The sequence below is a fragment of the Agrococcus jejuensis genome, from assembly GCF_007679035.1.
GTDB lineage: Bacteria > Actinomycetota > Actinomycetes > Actinomycetales > Microbacteriaceae > Agrococcus > Agrococcus jejuensis_A.
In genome coordinates, this window is the sequence record NZ_VEFR01000007.1 from 1 (window position 1) to 23,452 (window position 23,452).

Below are 23,452 nucleotides of genomic sequence, written 5' to 3' on the forward strand. Positions count from 1 at the left end.
GTCGATGCCGATCCGCTCCCGCGTGGCGGTCGCGGCTGCCGCGACGCGATCCGCGACCTCGTCCAGTCGAGCGTGCTGTCGCACGTCGACCGATGCCCGCCAGGCGTTCTCGCCCCGGCGCCGCCATGCGGACACGTGGACCTTGAGCACGTCGGGGTGCGTGCCGAGCGCGTCGCGGAAGACGTCCTCGACCGTGCCCGCCTCGATGACGATGTCGTCGGCGACGACGGCGTCGGAGGTGCGTCCCTTGCCGCGCGTCGCAGCGTGGACGATGGCCCAGACGAGGGCGATCACCGCGGCGGCGACGAGCGCGACGGTCCAGAGCGCGGCGGGGTCGAGGCTGCCGATCGACAGGCCGAGCTGCGCGGTGAGCGCGTCCCAGCCGTCGACGACGGCCTGCGGCGCCGCGTTCCACGCCTGCGATGCCTGCTCGGGCCAGACCTGCCTGGCCACGAGCACGCCGCCTGCGACGAGCCACGCGAGCCCGACGAGGGTCAGCACGATGCGGTTCCATCCGCGGTTCGTGGTGGTCATGCGGAGCCTGCCTTCACGTCGGCGTGCAGCCCGCGTCGGGGTCGCAGCGCATCGATGGTGGTGGTGGCGGCCGCACGGGCCGCGTCGAGATCGGCATCGAAGCCGGCCTCGGGCTGCAGCACGGTGCGAGCGCGACGGCGGCCGAGCACGGTGTGCGCGGAGCCTGCGCCGACGCGAGCCGCACGGGCGGCCGTGCCGGAGATGGCGCTGGCGAGCGTGGCGTCGTCGACGATGACCACGACGCCGTCTCGCTCGATGGCCCTGCGGCTGCGGCGAGCGCTCGAGAGGCCCAGCACGAGCCACACGAGTCCGACGACCATGACGCCGATGCCGGTCGCGATGCTCGCGGCACCTGCGGAGGTGAGGAACGTGTGCACGCCCTCGCCGGTGATGCCCGAGGGCAGCAGGCCGAGGGGGCCGAGGATCGCGACGAGCGATCCCGCGACGAGCACGAGTGCCGTCACGATCAGCGCGATGGAGGACGTGAGCGAGCGCGAGCGGTGCAGCTCACGGCGCTCGTAGCGTCGCATCCAGCTCATTCGACCCTCCTTCGGTCGTCATGCTCGGTGAGTCCGGTGATGCGCACGCGCACCCGGTCGAATCGTGCTCCGCTGATCTCGCTGGACCGTGCGGTCACGGTCTCGCGACCCGCGGCGGCGGCGCTGAGCAGAGGCTCGGCGCCGCCGTACGGCGTCGCGATCTCGACCTCGAGGCGGCCCTGGTCGGCGTGGACCCTCGCCCGCACGCTCTTGGGCGTGGTGCGAAAGGCCTCGGCCGCGGTCGCCTCGACGATCGCCCGGATGGCGCGCGGCTCGATGGAGACGCGGCCGGGGATGGTCATCCTCGGCTCCGCCCCTGTGCCGCGTCGACGGCTGCTCGGAGGTTGAGGCGCCCGGTGGCGATGCCGCCGATGAGGGCGCCGACGGCTCCGAGGAGCAGGGCGATGAGGAATCCGCCGAGGCCGAATGCCAGGCCGAAGAAGGCCAGGATCAGGCCGGCGAGTGCGCCGATCGTGTAGCCGTTCATGCGACGCGGGTCTCCTCGGCCTCATCCTGGTCGTCGCCCGGGATGTGCACGTCGGTGACGGTCACGTTGATCTCGGCGACCTCCATGCCGACGAGCTCGGTGATGGCACGAGCCACGGCGTGACGCACGTTGTCGGCGACGACCTGGAGCTGCTCGGGGTAGTGCACGACGATCGTCACGTCGGCCGCGACCTGCTTCTCGCCGACCTCGACCTTGATGCCCTGACCCTGGTCGCGCTGGCCGATGGCGTCGCGGATGCCGCCCACGATGCGTGCGGCGCCGCCGCCGAGGTCGAACACGCCGGGGACCTCGCGTGCTGCGATGCCGGCGATCTTCGCGACGACGGGGTCGACGACCGTGGTCGTGCCCGTCACGCCCGCTGCGGCGACGGTGTTGGGGGTGGGGTTCGTGGTGGCCATGATGGCTCCTTCTCTTCGTGGTCTTGGGGTCCTACGGTGATGAGACGTGACGAGCTGGCGATTCGTCACGCATCGTCACGAGAAACTTTGCTTCGATTTCGAACGGTTCGCTGAGCGCTTGTCAGGACCTGTTCGTGGCGCTAGGGACGGCGGATGCCCGCGCGGCGCAGCGAGCGCGCCGATCGACCCCGCATGGTCGGAACGGGGGGACGGTAGCCGCGGTTCCACCGCTGCGGCGACGCACGAGACGCCTCGACGGACACGGGCCGGCCCCGCGCATCCCGCGCCCCGCTCCGCCGTCGGCGAACGCGCGTGGACGTCTCCACGCGTCCGAGGGACGCGCGCTCGGTTCACGGCGCGACGTCGACGCCTGTCTCCTCGACGATCCGCAGCATGCCGGGGTGAGCGGTCTCGAGGTCGACGATGCTCGCAGGGACCGACGCCCCGGCCTCGATGCCGACGCGCAGCCGTGCGTCCTCGTCGACGCCGACGCTCTGCACGCCTCCGGGCGAGCCCATCTCGCCGAGCACGACCGTGATCCCCGCGCAGAGGTCGTCGAACGACCAGTGCACGGCAGCGGCGAGAGCCCACTCGGGCGGCGCGAACCCGGCTGCGTCGATGCGCGCGATCGCCACCCCGACGATCGCCGCCGGTTCGTCGGCGTCGGTGCTCGGCGTCACGACCGCGCCGTCAGGGGTGCGCATCACCGACGCGATGTCGGCGCTGCCGTCGCCCAGCAGCTGCCAACGCAGCGCTTCGACACCAGCGGCGGGATCCTCGACGGGAAGCACGTCCAGCGCGAGCCGGCAGTCGACGGGCTCGTCGAGCGGCGTCACCTCGGGAGCGCCCATCTGCGACGGAGATGGGTACGGCGAGAAGATCACCGGCGTGGACGGTGAGGGTTCGAGCGTCGCGTCCGGCGTGCCCGCGCATCCGGCGCAGGCGAGGAGCGCGATCGCTGCAGCTGCGCCGCGTGCCCAGAGGACGCTCGTCTCCATGCCCCATCATGTCCGGCACGCGCTTCCGGTCACGGGAGGAACGCAGACGCGCCCCGCACCGAAGGGTGCGGGGCGCGTGCAGCGTCGGGCGTCGGTCAGCTGCCGAGCGCGTCGGCGATGAGACCCGTGACCTCGTCGATCGCGTAGAGCTGCGACAGGGGCGAGCCGAGCGAGTACGCCGACGAGACGTCGCCGTCGATCACCACGGCGTGGCCCTCGACGACCGCCGGGATGGCCTGCCACTGCGGGTCGTCGGTGATCTCCGACGGCTCGATGAAGATCGGGAAGGCGATGATGAGGTCGGCGTCGAACGTGTCGAGCTCCTCCTGCGACACGTTCACCGAGAAGCCGCCGTCGCTGGGCTCCATGGCGGCGATCGCCGGGTTCAGCACGAAGCCGAGGCGCTCGAGGAACTCGACGCGCTCGGTGCCGTCGATGTAGGCACCCCAGCCCTCGCTCGTGCGGGTCGCGGCGGTGGCGGTGAGGCCCGCCCAGTCGGGGTGCGCGTCCGCAGCCGCCGTGAAGGCGTCGTCGATCTCGGCGCCAAGGTCGGCGCCCGCCTGGGGCACGCCGAGCGCGGCCGAGATCATCTCGAGCTGCTGCGCGGGCGTCGTGAGGTACGACTCGCCGCCCTCGGGCACGCCGATCGTGGTCGCGATCTCGGACAGGCGGTCGTAGCGGTCCTGCTCGCCCGAGCCCTTGACGTCGAGGATGAGGTCGGGCTCGAGCGCCGCGATGGCCTCGTAGTCGGGCTCGAGCGTCTCGATGATCGTGGGCGCCTCGTCGTAGAGGCCCTCGGCCCACGGGCCGACGCCCTCGCCGCCGAAGCCGAGCCAGTCCGATGCGCCCACGGGCTGGCCCCCGAGGGCGAGCACGGTCTCTGCGTCGCCCCAGCCGAGGGCGACGATGCGCGTGGGCTGCTCGTCGATCTCGACGTCGCCGAACAGCGTCGGGATCGACGCGGGGTAGGCGCCCTCCTCGACGGCGGGGCCGGAGGATGCGTCGGCGGGCTCGTCGGCCGAGGTGCCTGCCGAGCAGCCGGCGAGGGCGAGCGCGGCAGCCGTGGCGGCTGCGAGCGCGAGGAGAGGACGGCGCATGGGTGCTCCTGCACAGAGGGGGTCGATGCACGCGACGGCGTGCTCAGGTGAGGCAAGCCTAACCGTAGGATGCATGCGTGACCACGGCCGTCGGCGCCTCCTCCGTCGCGACCCGGTCGCGCCGGAGCCTCGGCGTGCGCATCGCTTCCCTCGTGGGTGCGCTCGCGCTGCTGGCCGCGGCGATCGCGGCGAGCATGTTCGTCGGCTCCCGCGACGTGCCGCCCGACCTCGTCGTGCACATCCTGCAGGGCGGCGACGCGTCGGTGCAGGACGCCGACGCCGTGCTCGGCCTGCGCCTGCCGCGCACGATCGCGGCCGTCGTCGTCGGCGCCGCGCTCGGTGCGGCCGGCGCCCTCATCCAGGCCCTCACGCGCAATCCGCTCGCCGATCCCGGCCTGCTCGGCGTCACGAGCGGCTCGGCGTTCGCGGTCGCGATGGGCGTCGCGCTCCTCGGCATCACGTCGCCTGCGCAGTATGTCTGGATCGCGCTCATCGGCGCCGGCGTCGCGACGACCCTCGTCATGGCGATCGGATCCGTGGGGCGCGGCGGCGGAGATCCCGTGCGCATCGTGCTCGCCGGCGTCGCGATCGGCGCGGTGCTCGCGGGCATCGTCGCGGGGCTGCGCCTGTCGAACCCGCGCACGTTCTCGGCGCTGCAGGTGTGGGAGTCGGGTCGCCTCGACGGCCGCGGCTGGGACGTGCTGCTGCCGATCCTGCCCATCCTGGGCGTGGGCCTGCTGCTCGCGCTCGTGCTCGCGCCCGCGCTCGACGTGCTCGCGCTCGGCGACGACCTCGCGTCGTCGCTCGGCGCACGCGTCGGCATCGTGCGCACCGGCACGGTGATCGCGGTGTCGATCCTCGCGGGCTCGGCGACGGCCGTCGCGGGGCCGCTCGCGTTCCTCGGGCTCATGGTGCCGCACGTCGGGCGCTTCCTCGCAGGGCCGCGCAACGGCTGGATCGTCGTGCTGTCGGCGCTCGTCGCACCCGTCATCCTCATCGTCTCCGACATGCTCGCGCGCGTCGCCCTCGAGAACGGCGAGCTGCCCGTGGGCGTCGTGCTGGCGTTCGTCGGCGCGCCCGTGCTGATCGTGCTCGCCCGGCGTCGCCTGGGAGGCCGGTCGTGACCGCCGCCGTCGGCACGCGCGCCGACGTCGTGACGCGCGCCCGCATGCGGCGTCGCCGCGGCTTCGCGATCGCGATCGGCGTGCTCGCGGTGCTGTTCGTCGCGGGCCTCACGATGGGGTCGTTCCCCATCGCGCCCTGGGAGGTGCCGGGCGTCATCCTCGATCCGGATGCCGGGTTCGGTCGCCGGATCGTGCTCGAGTGGCGCCTGCCGCGCACGCTCGCGGCGCTCGCGTTCGGTGCGGCGCTGGCACTGTCGGGCACCGTCTTCCAGACGCTGTCGCGCAACCCGCTCGGGTCGCCCGACGTCATCGGCTTCTCGACCGGCGCCTACACGGGTGCGATCGTGGCCATCGCGCTCGCGGGCCAGGCGACGCTGTCGGTGACGAGCGGCGCCCTCGTCGGCGGGCTCGCGACGGCCGTCGTCGTCTACGCGCTCGCGTACCGTCGCGGGCTGTCGGGCTTCCGTCTCGTCGTCGTCGGCATCGGCGTCACCGCGATGCTGCACGCCGTCAACACGTGGCTGCTGCTGCGGCTGCAGCCCGAGGTGGCCATGGGCGCCGCGATCTGGGGCGTCGGCTCGCTCGGCGACGTCTCGTGGTCGGAGCTCGTGCTCGCCGCGCTGCCGCTCGCCGCTGCCGTCGTCCTCCTGCTCGTCGCGCTGCCTGCGCTCCGCCAGCTCGAGCTCGGCGACGACGCCGCACGCGCGCACGGCCTGCGACTCGAGCCAGCGCGCCTGGGCATCCTCGCGATCGGCGTCGCGCTCACCGCGATCGTCACGGCCACGACGGGTCCGATCGCGTTCGTGGCCCTCACGGCACCGCAGATCGCGAAGCGTCTCGTGGGCGGCTCCGGCCTGCCGCTCGGCGCATCCGCCATCGTGGGTGCCGCGCTGCTGCTCGCCGCCGATCTCGTGGCGCAGCACGCCCTCACCGACATCCCCGCAGGCGTCGTCACCGTCGTGCTCGGCGGCGTCTACCTCGTGGCGCTGCTCGTGCGGGAGGCGCGACGAGCATGGTGACCTCGACCCCGACCCCGGCGGATGGAGCCGACATGACCGCATCCACGCCCCTGCTCGCGCAGGACGTGACGCTCGGCTACGACCGCCGCACGGTCGCGACCGACCTGACCGTGGCCATCCCCGACGGCTCGTTCACGGTGATCGTGGGGCCGAACGCATGCGGCAAGTCGACGCTGCTGCGCTCGCTCGCCCGGCTGCTGAGGCCCGAGGCAGGCGTCGTGCTGCTCGACGGCAAGGATCTGCGCGAGCAGGCACCGAAGGAGGTGGCACGACGCGTCGGGCTGCTGCCGCAGTCGGCGACGGCACCGGAGGGCATCACGGTCGTCGAGCTCGTGCGCCGCGGCCGCTACCCGCACCGCTCGCTGCTGCAGCGGTGGAGCGCCGACGACGCCCACGCGGTCGAGACCGCCATGGCGCGCACGAACGTGACGGCGCTCGCCGACGTGCCCGTCGACGAGCTGTCGGGCGGCCAGCGGCAGCGCGTGTGGGTGGCGATGGCGCTCGCGCAGGAGACGCCGCTGCTGCTGCTCGACGAGCCGACGACCTACCTCGACGTCGCGCACCAGATCGACCTGCTCGACCTGTTCGCCGACCTGCACCGGCAGGGCTCGACGATCGTCGCCGTGCTGCACGACCTCAACCATGCGTCCCGCTACGCGACGCACCTCATCGCGATGCGCGACGGCGAGGTGGTCGCCGAGGGTGCGCCGATGGAGATCGTGACGGCCGAGCTCGTCGAGCGCGTGTTCGGCCTGCCGTGCGTCGTCATCGACGACCCCGTCACGGGCACGCCCCTCGTCGTCCCTCGCTCGGGAGCGCCGGGGCTCGACGGCTGAGCGGGCGTCGGGGCGGCCGACTCGCGGCCGACCGCCCCGAGCCGCGCTACGCCGCCGCGCGCGTGCGCGCCGCGACCACGATGCCGTCGACGACGACGAACGCGACGAGCGTCCACCCCACGAGCGGCAGGAGCAGGCCGACCGCGACGCCGATCGCGCCGACGGCGAGCAGCCCCCACCACGGGGCGGCGGCGAGCGCACCGTCCGCGGGCGCAGCGCCCGGCCTGCCCCGGTAGGGGCTGCGCGTCCACCACATCCGGTAGCCGAGCACCACGAGCGCGGCGATGCCGAGCGCCACGGCCGCCATGGCGATCTGGTTCGCGAGCCCGAACATCTGGCCCATGTGGATGTCGATCCCCCAGCGCGCGAGCTTCGCGACGAGGCCGTAGTCGGCGAAGTCGACGCGGGAGACGACCTCGAGCGTCGCGCCGTCGACGGCGACGCCGTCGACCTCGGTGGGGTACCAACGCTGGATCTCCTGCACCACCCAGGCCTGGCCCTCGGCGGACGGGGGTCGGATCTCCACCGCGCCGACGTCCACGTTCACGCCGCGAGCGACGGCGAGCACGTCGTCGAACCGCGCGACGTCGACGCCCGAGGCTGCGGGGCCGGCGCCGTGGCCGCCGTGCGCGGCATGGGGGTCGGCGGTCGCCGCCGCACCGCCGAGGTCGGTGGTGAGCGAGGGCGTGGTCCAGCCGAGCGCGGCGCGGAGGTCGGTCACGTGCTGGCCGGCGTGCTGCGACCAGGTGATGCCGGTCGCTGACAGGAACACGGCGCCGACCGCGACCCAGATGCCGATGGAGGCGTGCCACGACAGCAGCCGGCGCACGCCCTTCGCGCGCATCTCCGGTCGCACGAGCTCCTGGCGTCGACGCACGGTGCGCCACCGCACGATCCACAGCGCGACGCCCGCGAGCACGACGATGCCGAGCCAGCTGGCGGCGAGCTCGGAGTAGAGCCGCCCGACGTCGCCGAGGCCGAGGCCGCGGTGGAAGTGGTCGATCGCGGTGCGGAAGGGCAGGGCGCCGCTCGTGCCGTAGACGGTCATGTCGCCGCGCACGTCGCCCGAGACGGGATCGAGGAAGATCGCCCGCGACTCGCTCTCCTGCAGCCCGTCGGCGGCGAAGAGCACCCGGGTCGTGTCGCCCGACTGCGGCGCGGGCCGCACCGCGGACAGGGCTGCGTCGTCGCCCACGACGTCCTGCGCGATCGCGACCTGCTCGGCGAGCGGCAGCGCCGTGCCCTCGGCGGGCGCGGTGAGCGCGTCGGCGTAGAGCACGCGCTCGACGGATGGCGCGACGGCGTAGGCGGCGCCCGAGAGGGCCGCGACGAGGATGAAGGGGCCGACGAGGATGCCGGCGAGCCAGTGCAGGCGGCGCAGCAGCTGCGACACCCACGGGCTGCGACGGCGCGGGGGCTCGGCCGGAGGCGTCGGTCGCTGGTCGACGGCGGCGGTCATCGGCTCGCCTGCTGCCTGCGCAGGGCGATCGTCGCGAGCGCGGCCGCGACGACGGCAGCGATGAGCGCGACGACCCCCACCGGACCGACACCACCGGCCTCCGCGGCCGGAGCCTCCTCGACCACGGGCGCGGCGATCGCGAGTTGCGGCGCGGGATGGTCCGCATCCGCAGCCGTGGAGTCCCAGGCGAGCGATCCGACCTCGCAGGTCTGCTCGACCGGGAACGCCAGCACGGTGCCCTCCGGCAGGTCGTCGGGGAAGGTGACGTCCATGACGAGGGTGTCGTGCACCGCCGACGGCAGCGGCGTCTGCGCGACGTAGGTCATGGTGCGTCCGGGGGCGGCGAGGTCGGCCTCGATCGTCCACCCGGCGTTGGCGATCGGCGTCACCGCCGACACCTCGTCGGGGATGGCGATGGTCACGGCGGTCGTGGGTGACGCGTCGCAGCCGTGCTCGATCGTGAACGACAGCGTGGATGCGGTGCCGGGCGCGGTGCTCGTGCCGTCGACGGTCACGTGCGCGCTGGCGGCAGCGGGGGCGGACAGCGCGAGCAGCAGCGCGGCGACGCCGACGCTCGCGCCCGCGATGGTGCGGGATGGGGACATGGGTGGGGTGCTCCTGGAAGCGGGGCGCCGCGAACGGGCGCGTTCGTCTGAGGCTCGTTCGACCGATGCGGTCGTCGAGGATGCGGTGGCGCGTGGCCACGAGCCTCGCCGGATGCGGCGAGGCGGCGGGTCAGACGAGCGCGAGCGGTGGGCCGCGACGCGCCACCGGCGTGCGCGCGACGGTGGATGCGGGCCGTGCGGCGGGCCGCTCGGCGGCGACCGATGCGGGCCGGACGACGCCGAGCGGCACCGCGATCGCGAGCAGCTCGACGAGCCGGTCGCCGCGCAGCGCGGCCAGCACGACGCGGACGACGGCGGCGCCGACTGCGACGGCGACGAGCGTCAGCGCCCCGGCGAGCACGTGCGCCAGCAGCATGTCGCCATGCGCGTGCGCCGGGACGCCCGCGGCGGGCGTCGCGATGGCCTCGAGCCCGTGGTGCGCGTGTCCGCGCGGCGTGCCGCCGACGCTGGTCGGCTGCGGCAGGGCGTAGAGGCCGTGCTGCACGATCTGCGCCAGCGCGACGGCGACGATGCGACGCGGACACGTCGATCGGGAGCCGAGCACGGGGCCGAGCACGGCGAGCGTGACCATGAAGGCCGCGGCGAGCAGCAGCGGCGGGGGCGCCGCGCCGCCTGCGAGCGAGTGGGCGCAGCCGGTCGCGACCGTCGTGAGACCGGTCACGAGCGATGCGTGCGCGAGCGCTCGTCGACGCCGGTCGAGCGGCGTGCCGACGTCGGCGCGACTCGACGGGGGCATGCTCCCAGCGTAGCCGCGCAGCGCGCGCCCCTCCGGCTCGGTGTCGGAGTCGCCGAAGGACGAGGAGCGCTGAGGGGCGATTCGCCCCGCCAGCTGGTCGAGGAGGCCTGCCCTTCGTGACGGCTGCTCGCTGCGCTCGCGCGCTCCTCGACCAGCTGATGACGAGCGCGCTCGGAGACCTCGGCGGGGCTACCGACCCGCCTGCGCGGCCAGCAGGGTCACGAGCTCGTAGACGACGTGGCTCGCGGCGATGCCCGTGAGCTGCGCGTGGTCGTACGCGGGCGACACCTCGACGACGTCGGCACCGACGACGTGCAGGTCGGAGAGCGCCCGCACCATGCGCAGCAGCTCGCGGCTCGTGAGCCCGCCCGCCTCGGGCGTGCCCGTGCCGGGGGCGTGGGCGGGGTCGAGCACGTCGATGTCGATCGACACGTACACGGGCCGGTCGCCGAGCCGCGCGCGCATCCGGTCGATGACGCCCGCGACGCCCTCCTGCTCGACGAGCTCGCTCGAGAGCACCTGGAAGCCGAGACGCTCGTCGTCGACGAGGTCCTGCTTCGAGTACAGCGGACCGCGCGTGCCGACGTGGCAGCTCGCGGTGAGGTCGATGAGGCCCTCCTCGCTCGCGCGACGGAAGGGCGTGCCGTGCGTGACGGGGGCGCCGAAGTACGTGTCCCACGTGTCGAGGTGCGCGTCGAAGTGCAGCACGGCCACGGGCCCGTGCCGCTTCGCGATCGAGCGCAGCAGCGGCAGCGCGATCGTGTGGTCGCCGCCGATCGTCACGATGCGCGGCGCGCGCTCGGCGAGCGCATCCGCCGCCCGCTCGACCTCGCCGATCGCCTCGTCGATCGCGAACGGGTTCACGGGGATGTCGCCCGCGTCCACCACCTGCGCGACGGCGAAGGGCGACACGTCCTGCGCCGGGTTGTACGGCCGCAGCAGGCGCGACGCCTCGCGCACGTGGCTCGGACCGAAGCGCGCGCCCGGCCGATAGCTGACGCCGGTGTCGAACGGGATGCCCACGACGGCGACGTCGGCGCGCGGCACGTCCTCGATGCGCGGCAGGCGCGCGAACGTCGCGATGCCGGCGTAGCGGGGCACGACGGACGCGTCGACCGGGCCGACGGGGGCGGTGTGCTCGTGCGGGGTCGGGTCGGTCATGCCTGCTCCTCGGCGTCGGTCGCGGATGCGGTCGTGGATGCGGATGCGGACGCGCGCGCGAGCGCCGCCTGCGGCACGTGCACGAGCTGCACGCCGCCCTCGGCGATCGCGACGCGAACCGCATCGGCGACCTCGGCGTACGTCGACGCGCGCCGCCCGACGGCGCCGAACGCCGTCGCGAGCGCGACCCAGTCGGGCTGCACGAGGTCGACGCCGATGGGCGCGATGCCGCGGTCGACCTCGTTCTGCCGGATCTCGGCGTAGCCGCCGTTGTCGACGCACACGACCGTGAGGTCGAGGCGCTGCTCGAGCGCCGTGACGAGCTCGTTGACGCAGAACATGAGCGCGCCGTCGCCGAGCACGGCGACCACGGGACGCGTCGGGTCGGCGACGCGCGCGCCGATCGCGGCGGGCAGGCCGTAGCCGAGCGTCGCGTACGTCGGCGTGTAGAGCAGCGAGTGCGGTCGCGACTGCCGCAGCGCGTTCGCGAGGGCGAGGTAGACGATCTGCGACGAGTCGCCCGCCACGATCGCGTCGGCGGGCAGCGCATCCGCGATCGTCTCGGCCAGCGCGACGGTGTCGGGCAGCGTCGCGCGACGCTCGGCGTCGATCGCGGCGCGCACGGCGTCGAGGTCGGGCGCCGGGCGCAGGCGTCGGTCGGCCGGCGTGCCGTCGAGCAGGTGGTCGAGCACGGCCGCGGCGTCGCCGGCGATGCCGACGGTCGCGGCGAGGTTCTTGTGCAGCTGGGCGGCGGAGACGTCGATGCGCACGACCCGCCCGCGTGCCTCGAGCCGCGGCGCCCACAGCTCGGCCTCCCCGAGCTTCGAGCCCACGACCACGAGCACGTCGGCATCCTCGGCCACCTCGCGTGCGGCGGCGAGCCGCAGGTTCGCGCCGAGCGACAGCGGGTGGTGCTCGTCGACCGCGCCCTTGCCGTTGAGCGTCGTGAGCACGGGAGCGCCGAAGCGCTCGGCGAGCCGCACGAGCTGCGCGCCGGCGCGCGTCGCGCCGCCGCCCGCCACGATCACGGGCCGCTGCGCCTGCCGCAGCAGGTCGGACGCGGCGCGCACCGCACCCTGCTCCCCCACCTCGACGGCGGGCGCGGGTCGCGGTGCCCGCGCGGCAGCGGCGACGTCGGCGGGCGCCTCGAGCACGTCGAGCGGGATCTCGATGTGCACGGGCCGCGGGCGCCCTGTGCGGAAGAGCGCGAACGCGTCGTGCACGGCGTCGACGGCCTCGGCGGCGCTGGTCACGCGCCGCGACCACGCGGCCACGGCGCCCGCCATGGCCGAGGCATCCTTCGTCTCGTGCAGCGTGCCGACGTCGGCGAACTCCGCGCCGAGCGCGACGCCCGGCGACAGCACGATCATGGGCCGCGACTCCGCGAAGGCCGTGCCGACGGCGCTCATGGCGTTCTGCAGACCCGGCCCCGACGTCGTGATGACGACGCCCGGCAGGCCCGTCTGCTGCGCCCAGCCGTCGGCGCCGTAGCCCGAGCCCTGCTCGTGGCGGTTCGTGATCGCGCGCATGCCGAGCTCTGCGAGCGGCCGGTAGAGCTCGAGGCTGTGGGTGCCGGGGATGCCGAACACCGCATCGACGCCGTAGCCGCGGATGGTCTCGAGCACTGCGCGCCCGGCCGTGTCGGCGTACCGATCCGTCATCGTGCCGCCTCCCAGCGCCGCGCGCCGCCGACCCAGGTCTGCAGCACGTCGATGCTCGCGATCGACTCGGCCTCGACGGCGAGCGGGTCGTCGGAGAGCACCACGAAGTCGGCGCACTTGCCGACCTCGAGCGAGCCGAGATCGTCCTCGCGGCCGAGCGTGATGGCGCCCTCGATCGTGTGGGCGCGCAGCGCCGCGATCGCCGGGATGCGCAGGTCGTCGGCACCGAGGCGGTGCCCGCGCTGCGTCAGCCGGGTCACGGCCGTCTCGATCGCCTCGAGCGGGATGGGCTCGGCGACCGGCGCATCCGACGAGATCGTGATGGGCACGCCGGCCGCGGCGAACTCGCCGAGCGGGTTGAAGCGCTCGCCGGGCGTGCCGATCGCCTGCTCCACGCCCTCGCCCCAGCTGCGGTAGTGCTGCGGCTGGTTCACGGGACGGATGCCCGCAGCCGCCATGCGCGTGATCTGCTCGGGCGTCGGCAGCCCGCAGTGCTCGATGCGGTGCCGGGCGTCGGCGTCGGGGTGCTCGGCGAGCGCCGCCTCGAGGGCGTCGACGACCATGCCGATCGCGGTCGGCGACTGCGCGTGCGTCGCGGTCTGCAGGCCGGCGGCGTGCGCGCGGCGGATGAGCTCGGCGTACTCGGCGGGCTCGTGGTACAGCTGCCCCGTGCGGCACGGGTCGCCCACGTAGCCGTCGGGGAAGTACGCCGTCCAGCCGCCGAGCGTGCCGTCGGCGTAGAGCTTGATGCCCGCGAACGACAGGTGCGCGTTGCCGAAGGCACCCACGAGGCCCATCTCGAGCGCCTCGTCGAGCAGATGCGACAGCAGGTACATCGAGACGCGCACCGGCAGCCCGCCGTCGGTGCCGGCGAGCCGCAGGTACATGTCGAGCTCGCGGCGCGACACCTGGCAGTCGCCGATCGCCGTGACGCCGCCGGCGAGGAACCGCTCGGTGGCGGCGGCGAGCTGCCGCACGTGCTCCTCCGGCTCGTCCGCGAGATGGAAGTTCGGGCCGTGGTGGCCCACCTTCACGCCGCTGACGCCCGTGAGCACGTTGCACGCCGCATCCGACAGCTCGCCCGTGAGCTCGCCCTCGGCGTCGCGGAAGAACGTGCCGCCGGCGGGATCGGGGGTGTCGCGGTCGACGCCGCCGGCGGCGAGCGCGAAGGAGTTCACGACCCCGCCGTGCCCGGACGCGTTCATGAGGTACACCTCGCGGTCGGTCGCGACCTCGTCGAGCTCGAACCGCGTCGGATGCCGCTGCTCGGCGAGGTTGCGGTGCTCGTAGCCGTAGCCGCGCACGGGGCGGCCCGCCGGCATCCGCTCGGCCGCCGCACGCAGCAGCGCGACGATCTCGGGGATGCTGCCCGCGCGCTCGGGACCGCAGTCGACCCACGTCATCATCTGCCCGAACATGAGCGGATGCGCGTGCGCGTCGACGAAGCCGGGCACGACCACCGCATCCCCCAGGTCCATGCGCTCGGGCGCGAGTCCCGCATCCCGAGCCGCGGCCTCGCAGGCGGCGACGGTGCCGACCGTGAGGATGCGGCCGTCGTCGAGCAGCATGGCCTCGGCCGTCGAGTCGTGCGCGTCGGCCGTGTGGATCGCGCGGGCGACGACGAGCGTCGGCGCCGACTGGGCGGGGCGGTCGAAGGGGGCGAGCTTCCTCATCGGATCGTGTGCTCCGTCGTGTCGGTGCGAGCGGTGAACGACTCGGTCACGGGTGCCTCGTCGGAGTGCTGCGGCGCGAAGTAGGTGCAGACCGCGGCGATGGCGGCCATCGCGGTGAACATGCCGAGCACCGACCACACGCTGCCGGTCCAGCCCACGAGCAGCGTCGCGAACCAGGGCGAGAAGCCGGCCCACACGGCTGCGCCGACGCCGTAGCTGAGCGCGATCGACGTGTAGCGGGCCTGCGGCCGGAACATCTGCGCGAGGATCGCCGCGATCGGCGCGTACGTGCCGCTGAGGGCGATGCGCACGAGCGACGCGAGCAGGAAGACGAGCGGCTCGATGCGTCCGGGCATGACGAGCAGGAACGGCACGAACGTGGCCACGGAGGTGATGAGGCCGATGTACATGACGCGCTTGCGGCCCCACCGGTCGCCGAGCCACGCGATGGGCAGCGTCACGAGGAACTCGACGAACGACGCGACGGTCATGGCGTCGAGGATGAGCGTCTCGCTGATGCCGACGTTCGGGCTCGTCGCGTACGACGTCGCGAACGTGGTGGCGAGGTAGTAGCCGCCGGTCGAGATGGGCAGCAGGCCGATGCCGAGCAGGATGGGCAGCCAGTTCGAGCGCAGCGCGAACGCGAGCGGCATCGACTGCTTTCGGCCCGACACCTTCTGCTCGAAGACGGGCGACTCCTCGACCTTGTAGCGCACCCACAGGCCGACGCCCACGAGCACGATCGACAGCAGGAAGGGGATGCGCCAGCCGCCGTCGCGGATGAAGTCGTCGCCGACGCGCGACATGATCGCGAAGATGCCGGAGGCGAGCAGCGCGCCGGCCGGGTTGCCGAGCTGCGTGAAGCCGCCGTAGAACGTCTTCTTGTCGGCGGGGGCGTGCTCGACGCTCATGAGCACGGCGCCGCCCCACTCGCCGCCGACCGCGAGACCCTGCAGCGCGCGCAGCGCGATGAGCAGGATCGGCGCGAGGATGCCGACGTCGGAGTAGGTCGGCAGCAGGCCGACGGCGACGGTCGCGATGCCCATGAGCATGAGCGTGAGCACGAGCGATCGGCGGCGGCCGAGCTTGTCGCCGATGTGGCCGAAGATGATGCCGCCGAGCGGGCGCACGAGGAACGCGACGGCGAAGGTCGCGAACGCGGCGGCGGTCTCGGCGACGGGGTCGTCGCTGGGGAAGAACAGGGGGCCGAACACCAGGGCGGCGGCGGTCGCGTAGACGTAGAAGTCGTACCACTCGATCGTGGTGCCGACGAATGCGGCGAACCCGGCCTTCCTGGCCCGGGTGGTCTGCTGTGCGGTCATGTCGCCCGCTCCTTCGCGGCTGTGGGACGGATGCCGGGGAGCGTACGCGCGTCTGGGGCGCCGGTCCAGCGCAGAACTCTCGCGCATCGCGCTGCTGACGGTGGTTCTGGGTGCTCTCACGTGCAGGAGTGATCCTTGCAGGCCCTCGAGGTGCTCGTATGCTGGAGTCCTGCACGTGCGATCGCGCGTTGCCCGGTTTCTCGCGGAGGTGGCCGTGGACGTCGACGTCGAGCTCGTCCGAGCCCTGCAGGAGGACGGCCGCGCGAGCGTGCAGCAGCTCGCGCAGCGCCTCGGCCAGCCGCGCGCGAGCGTCGCATCCCGGCTCGCGCGCATGCTCGGCTCGGGCGCCGTGCGCGTCGTCGCCGCCGTCGACCCCGCGTTCCTCGGCCAGCACGTGCTCGCGCACGTGTCGGTGCGGGTCGACGGCCCCGTCGAGCCGGTCGCGCAGCACCTGCGCGGCCTCGCGGAGACCGTGCTCGTCTCGGCCATCGGCGGCACGCACGACCTCGTGACCGAGGTGCGCGTCGGATCCATGCCGCAGCTGCACGACCTGCTGGCCGACCTGCGCGCCGTCGCGGGCGTCGCCGACATCTCGACGCTCGTCTACACCGCCGTCGCGAAGGGCTTCTTCGTGTCGGACTACCGCGGCGACCTCGTGATCGACGACGTCGACACCGCGCTCATCGAGCTGCTGCAGCGCGACGGGCGCATGCGGTACCGCGCGCTGGCCGAGGCGGTGCGGCTGTCGCCGTCGGCCGTCACGACGCGCGTGCAGCGGCTCGTGGCAGCGGGCATCATCACGATCAGCGCCGTCGAGGCGCGCGGCCTCACGCATCGGCAGCTGTCGATGGGCGTCGGCCTGCATCTCACGGGCGACGACGACGCCGTGCTCGCGGCGCTGCGCGAGTGGCGCGGCATCGACTTCGCCGCCCGCACCATCGGCCGCTTCGACGCGGTCGCGACGCTCGTCGAGCCATCGGCGGGCGCGCTGTACGCGAGCCTCGACCGACTGCGCGCGCTGCCGGGCGTCGCACGACTCGAGGCGTGGCTGCACCTCGCGGTCGTGAAGGAGGACTACGCGCGCACCCTTCGCCCGGCGATCGGGCCCTGAGTCCCACGGGCAGGGCCGAGACGTCCTCCCGGAGGTGGACGCGCCCCGCGATCGACGACTGCGACCGTGGATGCATGGCCGACCGCACCCGCATCCTCACCTCCGCCGCATCCATCGCCTCCACGGGCGCCTTCACCCTGATCCCGATCGGCCGCGCCTCGGCGCCCGTGCGCTGGGGCGTCGGCGCAGCGCTGTCGCTCGTGCCCGCCGCGGTCGCCGCCGTCGTCGTGGATCGACGGATGCGCGATCGCGCGACGCCCGATCGCGTCGTCGCGTCGGCGGGCGCCGGCGTCGCCTTCGGTGCGGTCTCGCTCGCCGCGTGGGAGGCGAGCGCTCGCGTCGACCGCGCCGTCGAGCGGTCGCTCGTGCGACGTCGCGTGCGTCGGCCGCGCGTGGTGATGGCGGTCGGGGCCGCGGCGCTCGCGGGCGGCATCGAGCTGCTCGACGTGCTCGTCTCGCGTCGCTCGCAGCGCTGACCGCCCCACCCCACCCGCTCGCGTCCCGACGCCTCCGTCGGCGCGGCATCGGCAGCGAAGTTGCCCCGCACGCATCCGGCACGGGATCGTAGGTGCGTGCCGATCCCCCGCATCGCGACCGTGAGCGTCGCCGCCCTCGCGGCGCTGACGCTCGCCGCGTGCCAGGGCGGCGCCTCACCCGACCCGACGTCGTCGGAGCCCGCATCCGGACCGACGCTGCGGCTGCTCGTCGACGGCACGCCGACCGAGGTCGACGCGCTGCAGATGCAGGTCGACGCGTGGAGCGAGACGTCGCGCTCCGACGTGCGCATCGTGCTCGCGTCGGATCTCGAGCAGCAGCTCGCGGAGTCGTTCGCCAACGCCAACCCGCCCGACGTGTTCGCGCTGCCGACGACGAGCCTCGAGCGCTACGAGGGGTACCTCGAGCCGTACGGCCGCTTCGCCGACGCGGGCGACCTCGCCCCGTCGCTGCTCGACGTCGTCGCCGACGGCGGCGAGCTGCAGTGCGTGCCGAGGTCGGCGGATGCCACGACGCTCGCGATCTCGCACGCGGCATGGGCGGACGCGGGCCTCACCGACGCCGACGTGCCGACGACGTGGGAGCAGCTCGAGACCGTCGCGGCGCAGCTGACCACCGACGACGCCGCGGGCCTCGCGATCGACCCCGATGCCGAGCACCTCGGCGTGCTGCTGGCGCAGGCGGGAGGCGCGCTCGTCGACGAGTCGGGCGCGGTCGCCGACTCCCCCGAGAACGCCGCAGCCCTCGACCTCGCGGTGCGGATGCACGACCTCGGCACCCTCGCGTGGCCCGACGACCTCGGCGCCTCGTCGGCGGCGACGGCGTTCGCGTCGGGCGACGCGGCGATGGCGTACGTCGACCTCGGCGAGCTGCTCGCGGCGGAGGCGGCAGCGCCCGCGCCGAGCACCGCGCCCGACCCGTCGGCGTCCGACGAGGCCGCGCCGTCCGACGAGCCCACGACGTCCGACGAGCCCGGCACCGAGTCGACCGATCCCTCGGCGAGCGGCGACCCGAGCGCCTCGCCCTCCGCATCCACCGACGCCGATGCCGATGCGCTGCTCGACGACGTGCGGCTCGTGCCGCTCCCCGCGGGCCCCGTGGACGGTGCCGCCTTCGTCTCCTCGTCGTGCTGGGCCATCCCCTCCGACACCCGCACGGGCGACGAGGCACGCGACCTCATCGACTTCCTGACGCAGGCGGGTCAGCAGGTCGAGCTCGCGGATGCGACCGCCACGGTGCCGGTGACGACGACCGCGGGCGCGACGTTCGCCGAGCAGCATCCCGAGCGCGCGGCCGCGGTCGCGGCGGTCGCGAGCGGCGTCGACATGGCGAGCGCGCTCGGTCCGGCCGAGGCGACCGCCTCGCTCGACGACGCGCTCGCCACCCTCGCGGCCGCCGAGCCCGGCGAGGCCGACGTCGCGTCGCTGCTCGCCGACCTGCAGGCGCGGCTCGAGCAGCAGCTCGGTTAGTCGCGCGCTCGAACGCGCTCTCGCCGCCTGCCCTGCCTCGCAGCGCCGTCCATGCTGCGTCCAGGCGCCCTGCCTAGCCTGGACGCATGCGCAGCGCTCGTGCGACGTTCCTCCCGCTCGGGATCACGTTCGGCGGCGCGGCGCTGCTGTTCCTCCTGGCAGGTCAGCCCGTGTGGATGGCGTTCGCGCCCATGGCCGTCACGTTCCTCGTGCTCGGACTCGTGCGCGGCGACGACGAGCCCGAGGACGACGAGCCGGCACGGGACGCGCCCTAGTCCCGCGCCGCGCGGATCGCTCCGCTCGCGAGCGCGATCGCCGCGGACCGCTCGGCGCGCGGCCGAGGCGATCCGCGTCACCGCTCAGTCGAGCCGCACCGTGCCGCTCTCGCCGCCCTTCGGCTCGCCGGTGACCTTCGACGTCACGAGGCTCACGAGCGTCGCGAGGCGGCCGGGGCTGTCCCAGTACTGCGCGCTCGAGGCGGAGACCTTGAGCAGCGTCGCCTTCGAGTCCCGCGGTCCCTCGGGGAACCACGCCTCGACCACCGGGTTCCACAGCGTCTCGAGGCGCGCGAGGTCGTCGACGATCGCTGCGGTGCCCGCGATCGACAGCCACGCGGAGTCGCCGCTGAACGAGGCGTTCACGGCCGGGTCGACGCCGACGTGCTGCACGAGCGGCGCATCGCCGCCGACGATGAACCACAGGTCGCCGTCGAACTCGCGCTCCTGCACCGTCAGCGGATGCGCCTGCAGCATCCCCTGCTCGTCGCGCGTCGTGAGCATCGCGAATCGGAATCCCTCCAGCATCGTCTGCACCTGCTCGAGCTCGGTCTTCGCCATGGTCGGCTCCTCTCGTCGGTGCTCCCAGGCTCGCGATCCCGACCCGGACCGCGCGCCCCGTTGCGGATCGCGGGCGCGCATGCTCCCCCGCGCGCGCATCCGCAAGGCCCTGCGCCGGATGCGGTGGACCGACATCGTGGAGGCATGGCCGACCTCCACGTGACCCTGCCCTCCGGCACCGTGCTGGCGCTCTCGAACGCCGGCACGCCCTTCGCCGAGGATCTCGTGATCCTCTGCAACCCTCGCGAGGTCACGGGCTTCGTCGATCCCGATCCCTCGGTGACGGCGCGGCACCCCGTGCACCTGCTCGTCGCGGATCCGGTGGTGCAGGGCTCCGACGTCGTCGTGACGCCGCAGCAGCATGCAGCGGCGATCGCGGAGTACGTCCGCGACGCGCGGCAGACGGGCGCGCGCACGGGTGCGCAGGACATGCACCGCATCGGCGTCGTCGGCTGGGGCAGCGGCGCGCTGCTCGCGGCGACGCTCGTGCTCGACCATGCGGAGCTGTTCGCCAACGTGGCGCTCATCGCGCCCGAGCTCGGCGAGGAGGGCTCCTACGACGAGCAGCTGCCCGACGTCGGCGACGGCCCGTCGGTCGGCACGCTCGGCGACCGCCTCGCGCGCGGCTTCGAGCCCGACGAGGACATGGCGGAGGTGTCGAGCGACGGCGCCGACTCGATCGCCGAGCGGTGGGCGAGGGTGCCTGTCGCCGGCGCCGTGCTCGTCATCGATCCCGAGCGACCGGCGGACGACAGCACGACCGATCTCGAGTGGGCCACGGGTGCGCTCGTCGGCGAGTGGGATCGCGTGCTGACGCACGTGCAGCACGTGCCGAGCGGCGACGAGGACGAGCAGGAGGACCGACCGTGACGAAGGACCTGTCGAAGGGCGACCGCGTGAGCTGGGCGACGTCGCAGGGGCGCACGCAGGGCACCGTGGTCGAGCGCCGCACGAAGGACTTCCAGCACGACGGTCAGCGCTTCACCGCATCCGACGACGAGCCGGCGTACATCGTCGAGTCCGAGAAGACGGGCGCGACCGCGGCGCACAAGGGCTCGGCGCTGCGCCGCCTGCAGGGCTGACGCTGCTGGAGCGATCGCGAACGGTCGCGCGATCCCGCGCGCCCGACGACACGAACGACACGAACGACACGAACGACACGGAGGAAGCATGGATCTGGGCATCGACGGCAAGGTGGCGCTCGTCACGGGCGGCGACTCCGGCATCGGCTGGCACACCGCGCGGCTGCTGCTGGAGGAGGGCGCGACGGTCGTCATCAGCGACAAGGACGCCGACAGCCTGCGCGAGGCGGCGGATCGCCTCGAGGCCGACGCCGACCGGCTCTTCGCCTTCCCCGCCGACGTCACGAGCATCGAGTCGCTCGCGACGCTGCACGCGCGCATCGCCGAGTCGGTCGGCGAGATCGACATCCTCGTGCAGTCGGCGGGCGTGACGGGTGCGCAGGGGCTGTTCCACGAGATCGACGACGCCGGCTGGGTCGACACCGTCGAGATCGACCTGCTGGGCCCCGTGCGGCTCGTGCGCGAGTTCCTGCCCGACCTGCGCAGCGGCGGCTGGGGCCGCCTCGTGCTGCTCGCCTCGGAGGACGCCGTGCAGCCCTACGACGACGAGCTGCCGTACTGCGCGGCGAAGGCCGGCATCCTCGCCCTGTCGAAGGGGCTGTCGCGGTCGTACGCGAAGGAGGGCCTGCTCGTGAACGCCGTCTCGCCCGCGTTCATCCACACGCCCATGACCGACGCGATGATGGAGAAGCGGGCCGACGAGCGCGGCACCGACCGCGACGAGGCCATCGCGTCGTTCCTCGACGAGGAGCGCCCGTACATGGAGCTGGGGCGCCGCGGCGAGCCCGAGGAGGTCGCGGCCGTGATCGCGTTCCTCTGCTCCGACCTCGCGTCCTTCGTGAACGGGTCGAACTACCGAGTCGACGCCGGCTCCGTCGCGACCATCTGACGCGATGGCGCTGCCGACGCTCGTCACGATCCACGGCCTCGGGCTCGACGCCTCGTCGTTCGCACCGATGCTGGCGTGCGTCGGCACGCGCTTCCGCGTGCACGGCATCGATCTGCCCGGCTTCGGCGCGCGCCGGGATGCGCAGTGGTCGAGCGTCGACGCCATCGCGCACGACGTGGCCGACGAGATCGTGGACGCGGTCGGTGCGGACCAGTGGATGCTCGTCGGGCACAGCATGGGTGGCCGGCTCGCATCCATCGCCGCCGCCCTGCTGCGCGACGCCGGGGCGCCGATGCCGGCGGGCATGGTGCTGCTCGCCCCGTCGCCCGTGACGCGCGAGCCGATGCCGGCGGCGAAGCGCGCCGAGATGCTCGGCTGGGCGCGCACGGGCGCGATCGACGCACCCGCAGCGCGTGCGTTCGTCGACGGGAACGTCGGCGCACCGCTGCCGGCGGAGCTCGACGCCCTCGCCGTCGCCGCCGTGCGCGCGAGCGCGGCCGCATCGTGGGTGGCGTGGCTCGAGTCGGGCAGCCGCGAGGACTGGAGCGACGACGTGGGCGCGCTCGAGGTGCCGACGGTCATCGCCGCGGGCGATGCGGACGACGACCTCGGCAGCTCCGCGCAGCCGCGTCTGGCGGCGGCGGCGCATCCGACCGCTCGGCACGTCGCGCTGCAGGGGGCGGGCCATCTCGTGCAGCTCGAGCGCCCCCGCGAGTGCGCAGCGCTCGTCGACGAGCTCTGGCACGAGCGCGCGTGACGCGCCCGAGGGCGGTGCATGATTCGCGACGCCTGATGAAGATGGTTCATCCATCACCCTCGCGCTGCCCGAGATGTCGGGGACGATGGTTCGGTGCCGTAGGCTCGAGGGAATGGGAACGCTGACCTACGGCGGGGCGACCGCGTACGAGATCGACGACCGCACCTTGGCGCACCTCGAGGCGGTGATCGTGACGAAGCTGCGTCGCCGCGAGTACCTCACGCTGGGCTGGGCGATCGAGGCGCACGAGGGCAGCGGACGCGTGCACCTCTCGCTGCACGAGGGCGTTCCGCTGGAGCTCTCGTACCGGCATGCCGAGCGGCACCGTCTCAACCGCGTCTGGATCGAGGCGATCATGGAGCAGGCGAACTCGGCGCAGGGCGTCATGCTCATGACCGAGGACGAGGCCATGCAGGCCGCCGGACACGGCACCTCCGACGGCGCAGCCGCGTCGAGCTGAGACCGTCGATGGCGCAGCACGACCTGAGCATCGGCGCACGGGTGCGCACGACGATCGACCTCGGCGGCATCATCCGTCCGTTCATCCAGGCGGGCGAGCCCGGGCGCATCGAGGCGCTCGTCGCCGAGGGCGGCTACGTCGTGCGGTTCGACGCGTACGACCGACCCGTGGGCGTGCACGCCGACGAGATCGCTCGCGGGAGCGCGGCACCCGCGCGCTGACGCGAGCGCCGCGGCGGATCGTGCCGCTGCGAGGCCGGTCGCTCAGCGACGGCCGAGGCGACGCTCGCCGCCGCTGCCCGTCGTGTACGGCAGCCCGTAGTGCGCGTAGACCTCTGGCTCGAGCGCTGCCTCGAGCTCGCCGTCGGTGTCGATCGACGGTGCGTCCTTGACGAGCCGCTTGTCGTGGATGACGTTGAGGTGCTTCGGCGTGACGGTCGCGCCGTCGAGCGGCACGAAGCGCAGCCGGTGGCGACCGAGCATGCCGGTGCGCACGGCGGCGAACGCCGGAGCGTCGGTCGCCGTGTCGAAGTAGATGCTCTCGAGCGGTCCGATGGTGTCGCCGGAGGGGTCGACGACGTTCGACCCGATCCAGTCGCGGATGCTTGCGGCCTCGAACATGCTGGTCCTCCCCTGGCGGCGGTCGATCGTGCGCATGCCCAC

General features: G+C 73.8%; 29 protein-coding genes. 13 read left to right on the forward strand and 16 right to left on the reverse strand.

Going from position 1 to position 23,452, the window contains the following annotated elements; genetic code table 11:
• The 7 genes from FS793_RS15595 to FS793_RS15625 all read right to left on the reverse strand — a co-directional run.
• Window positions 1-534 (reverse strand): hypothetical protein (locus FS793_RS15595; RefSeq protein ID WP_144722034.1); only part of this gene is annotated, 534 nt, incomplete at its 3' end.
• Entirely contained in the window at window positions 531-1,073 is a 543-nt protein-coding gene (locus FS793_RS15600; protein ID WP_144722036.1) for a hypothetical protein, read from the reverse strand. The genes FS793_RS15595 and FS793_RS15600, both read right to left, overlap by 4 nt.
• Complete coding sequence (locus FS793_RS15605) at window positions 1,070-1,375, reverse strand: hypothetical protein (RefSeq protein ID WP_144722038.1); 306 nt, start codon at window positions 1,373-1,375, stop codon at window positions 1,070-1,072. Before FS793_RS15605 ends, FS793_RS15600 begins: the two co-directional genes overlap by 4 nt.
• Complete coding sequence (locus FS793_RS15610) at window positions 1,372-1,560, reverse strand: hypothetical protein (protein WP_144722040.1); 189 nt, start codon at window positions 1,558-1,560, stop codon at window positions 1,372-1,374. Before FS793_RS15610 ends, FS793_RS15605 begins: the two co-directional genes overlap by 4 nt.
• Window positions 1,557-1,979, reverse strand: a complete 423-nt coding sequence (locus tag FS793_RS15615) for an Asp23/Gls24 family envelope stress response protein (protein WP_144722042.1) — start codon at window positions 1,977-1,979, stop codon at window positions 1,557-1,559. Before FS793_RS15615 ends, FS793_RS15610 begins: the two co-directional genes overlap by 4 nt.
• A 350-nt stretch (window positions 1,980-2,329) precedes the next feature.
• Window positions 2,330-2,830 carry a hypothetical protein gene (locus FS793_RS15620; protein ID WP_144722044.1) on the reverse strand — a complete coding sequence of 167 codons (501 nt, stop codon included), beginning with the start codon at window positions 2,828-2,830 and terminating at the stop codon, window positions 2,330-2,332.
• A gap of 242 nt (window positions 2,831-3,072) precedes the next feature.
• Complete coding sequence (locus tag FS793_RS15625) at window positions 3,073-4,074, reverse strand: ABC transporter substrate-binding protein (RefSeq protein WP_144722046.1); 1,002 nt, start codon at window positions 4,072-4,074, stop codon at window positions 3,073-3,075.
• Between the two features lie 77 nt (window positions 4,075-4,151).
• On the opposite strand from FS793_RS15625, the gene FS793_RS15630 reads away from it, so the two are divergent.
• Genes FS793_RS15630 through FS793_RS15640 form a run of 3 tightly spaced genes read left to right on the forward strand, consistent with a single transcriptional unit; the run spans window position 4,152 to window position 7,053 of the window.
• Window positions 4,152-5,198, forward strand: coding sequence for a FecCD family ABC transporter permease (locus FS793_RS15630; protein WP_144722048.1), 1,047 nt, complete (start codon window positions 4,152-4,154; stop codon window positions 5,196-5,198).
• Window positions 5,195-6,217 carry a FecCD family ABC transporter permease gene (locus FS793_RS15635; protein ID WP_260980216.1) on the forward strand — a complete coding sequence of 341 codons (1,023 nt, stop codon included), beginning with the start codon at window positions 5,195-5,197 and terminating at the stop codon, window positions 6,215-6,217. The genes FS793_RS15630 and FS793_RS15635 overlap by 4 nt, the downstream gene beginning before the upstream one ends.
• Before the next feature lie 32 nt (window positions 6,218-6,249).
• Complete coding sequence (locus FS793_RS15640) at window positions 6,250-7,053, forward strand: ABC transporter ATP-binding protein (protein ID WP_144722050.1); 804 nt, start codon at window positions 6,250-6,252, stop codon at window positions 7,051-7,053.
• A 46-nt stretch (window positions 7,054-7,099) separates the two neighbouring features.
• Here FS793_RS15640 and FS793_RS15645 read toward each other — a convergent pair whose 3' ends face one another.
• The 7 genes from FS793_RS15645 to FS793_RS15675 all read right to left on the reverse strand — a co-directional run bounded on the left by FS793_RS15645 (window position 7,100) and on the right by FS793_RS15675 (window position 15,691).
• A complete protein-coding gene (locus tag FS793_RS15645) occupies window positions 7,100-8,512 on the reverse strand; it encodes a PepSY-associated TM helix domain-containing protein (protein WP_144722052.1) in 1,413 nt (470 codons plus the stop codon).
• The gene (locus FS793_RS15650) at window positions 8,509-9,117 is read right to left on the reverse strand and encodes a DUF1775 domain-containing protein (RefSeq protein ID WP_144722054.1); all 609 of its coding nucleotides are present in this window, start codon (window positions 9,115-9,117) and stop codon (window positions 8,509-8,511) included. Before FS793_RS15650 ends, FS793_RS15645 begins: the two co-directional genes overlap by 4 nt.
• Before the next feature lie 130 nt (window positions 9,118-9,247).
• Window positions 9,248-9,874, reverse strand: coding sequence for a hypothetical protein (locus FS793_RS15655; protein ID WP_144722057.1), 627 nt, complete (start codon window positions 9,872-9,874; stop codon window positions 9,248-9,250).
• A 189-nt stretch (window positions 9,875-10,063) separates the two neighbouring features.
• Entirely contained in the window at window positions 10,064-11,035 is a 972-nt protein-coding gene (gene speB, locus FS793_RS15660; protein ID WP_144722059.1) for an agmatinase, read from the reverse strand.
• The gene (locus tag FS793_RS15665; protein WP_144722061.1) at window positions 11,032-12,696 is read right to left on the reverse strand and encodes a thiamine pyrophosphate-binding protein; all 1,665 of its coding nucleotides are present in this window, start codon (window positions 12,694-12,696) and stop codon (window positions 11,032-11,034) included. The genes speB and FS793_RS15665 overlap by 4 nt, the downstream gene beginning before the upstream one ends.
• Window positions 12,693-14,369, reverse strand: coding sequence for an amidohydrolase (locus FS793_RS15670; protein WP_144722063.1), 1,677 nt, complete (start codon window positions 14,367-14,369; stop codon window positions 12,693-12,695). The genes FS793_RS15665 and FS793_RS15670 overlap by 4 nt, the downstream gene beginning before the upstream one ends.
• On the reverse strand, window positions 14,366-15,691 hold the full coding sequence (locus FS793_RS15675; RefSeq protein WP_144722065.1) for an MFS transporter: 1,326 nt from the start codon (window positions 15,689-15,691) through the stop codon (window positions 14,366-14,368). The genes FS793_RS15670 and FS793_RS15675 overlap by 4 nt, the downstream gene beginning before the upstream one ends.
• Window positions 15,692-15,905: 214 nt before the next feature.
• Between FS793_RS15675 and FS793_RS15680 the strand changes: the two genes are divergently transcribed.
• From FS793_RS15680 to FS793_RS15695, 4 genes are all read left to right on the forward strand, one after another.
• Complete coding sequence (locus FS793_RS15680) at window positions 15,906-16,802, forward strand: Lrp/AsnC family transcriptional regulator (RefSeq protein WP_144722067.1); 897 nt, start codon at window positions 15,906-15,908, stop codon at window positions 16,800-16,802.
• Between the two features lie 74 nt (window positions 16,803-16,876).
• The gene (locus tag FS793_RS15685; RefSeq protein WP_144722068.1) at window positions 16,877-17,278 is read left to right on the forward strand and encodes a hypothetical protein; all 402 of its coding nucleotides are present in this window, start codon (window positions 16,877-16,879) and stop codon (window positions 17,276-17,278) included.
• A gap of 96 nt (window positions 17,279-17,374) precedes the next feature.
• Window positions 17,375-18,766: an ABC transporter substrate-binding protein gene (locus tag FS793_RS15690; protein WP_144722070.1), complete on the forward strand. Its 1,392-nt coding sequence runs from the start codon at window positions 17,375-17,377 to the stop codon at window positions 18,764-18,766.
• 86 nt (window positions 18,767-18,852) lie between these two features.
• The gene (locus tag FS793_RS15695) at window positions 18,853-19,041 is read left to right on the forward strand and encodes a hypothetical protein (protein ID WP_144722073.1); all 189 of its coding nucleotides are present in this window, start codon (window positions 18,853-18,855) and stop codon (window positions 19,039-19,041) included.
• An 84-nt stretch (window positions 19,042-19,125) separates the two neighbouring features.
• Here the strand turns inward: FS793_RS15695 and FS793_RS15700 are convergent, their stop codons facing one another.
• Window positions 19,126-19,602 (reverse strand): pyridoxamine 5'-phosphate oxidase family protein, encoded by a 477-nt coding sequence (locus FS793_RS15700; RefSeq protein WP_144722075.1) that lies wholly within the window; start codon window positions 19,600-19,602, stop codon window positions 19,126-19,128.
• A gap of 144 nt (window positions 19,603-19,746) precedes the next feature.
• On the opposite strand from FS793_RS15700, the gene FS793_RS15705 reads away from it, so the two are divergent.
• The 6 genes from FS793_RS15705 (at window position 19,747) to FS793_RS15730 (ending at window position 23,011) form a co-directional block, all read left to right on the forward strand.
• On the forward strand, window positions 19,747-20,472 hold the full coding sequence (locus FS793_RS15705) for a hypothetical protein (RefSeq protein WP_144722077.1): 726 nt from the start codon (window positions 19,747-19,749) through the stop codon (window positions 20,470-20,472).
• Complete coding sequence (locus tag FS793_RS15710) at window positions 20,469-20,684, forward strand: DUF2945 domain-containing protein (RefSeq protein WP_144722080.1); 216 nt, start codon at window positions 20,469-20,471, stop codon at window positions 20,682-20,684. The genes FS793_RS15705 and FS793_RS15710 overlap by 4 nt, the downstream gene beginning before the upstream one ends.
• Window positions 20,685-20,772: 88 nt before the next feature.
• A complete protein-coding gene (locus tag FS793_RS15715; RefSeq protein WP_144722081.1) occupies window positions 20,773-21,573 on the forward strand; it encodes an SDR family NAD(P)-dependent oxidoreductase in 801 nt (266 codons plus the stop codon).
• A gap of 4 nt (window positions 21,574-21,577) precedes the next feature.
• A complete protein-coding gene (locus FS793_RS15720) occupies window positions 21,578-22,330 on the forward strand; it encodes an alpha/beta fold hydrolase (protein WP_144722083.1) in 753 nt (250 codons plus the stop codon).
• Between the two features lie 112 nt (window positions 22,331-22,442).
• Complete coding sequence (locus FS793_RS15725) at window positions 22,443-22,790, forward strand: DUF7882 family protein (RefSeq protein WP_144722086.1); 348 nt, start codon at window positions 22,443-22,445, stop codon at window positions 22,788-22,790.
• Window positions 22,791-22,798: 8 nt separating this feature from the next.
• A complete protein-coding gene (locus FS793_RS15730; protein ID WP_144722088.1) occupies window positions 22,799-23,011 on the forward strand; it encodes a hypothetical protein in 213 nt (70 codons plus the stop codon).
• A 42-nt stretch (window positions 23,012-23,053) separates the two neighbouring features.
• Here the strand turns inward: FS793_RS15730 and FS793_RS15735 are convergent, their stop codons facing one another.
• The gene (locus tag FS793_RS15735) at window positions 23,054-23,410 is read right to left on the reverse strand and encodes a PRC-barrel domain-containing protein (RefSeq protein ID WP_144722090.1); all 357 of its coding nucleotides are present in this window, start codon (window positions 23,408-23,410) and stop codon (window positions 23,054-23,056) included.
• Between the last annotated feature and the right edge of the window lie 42 nt (window positions 23,411-23,452).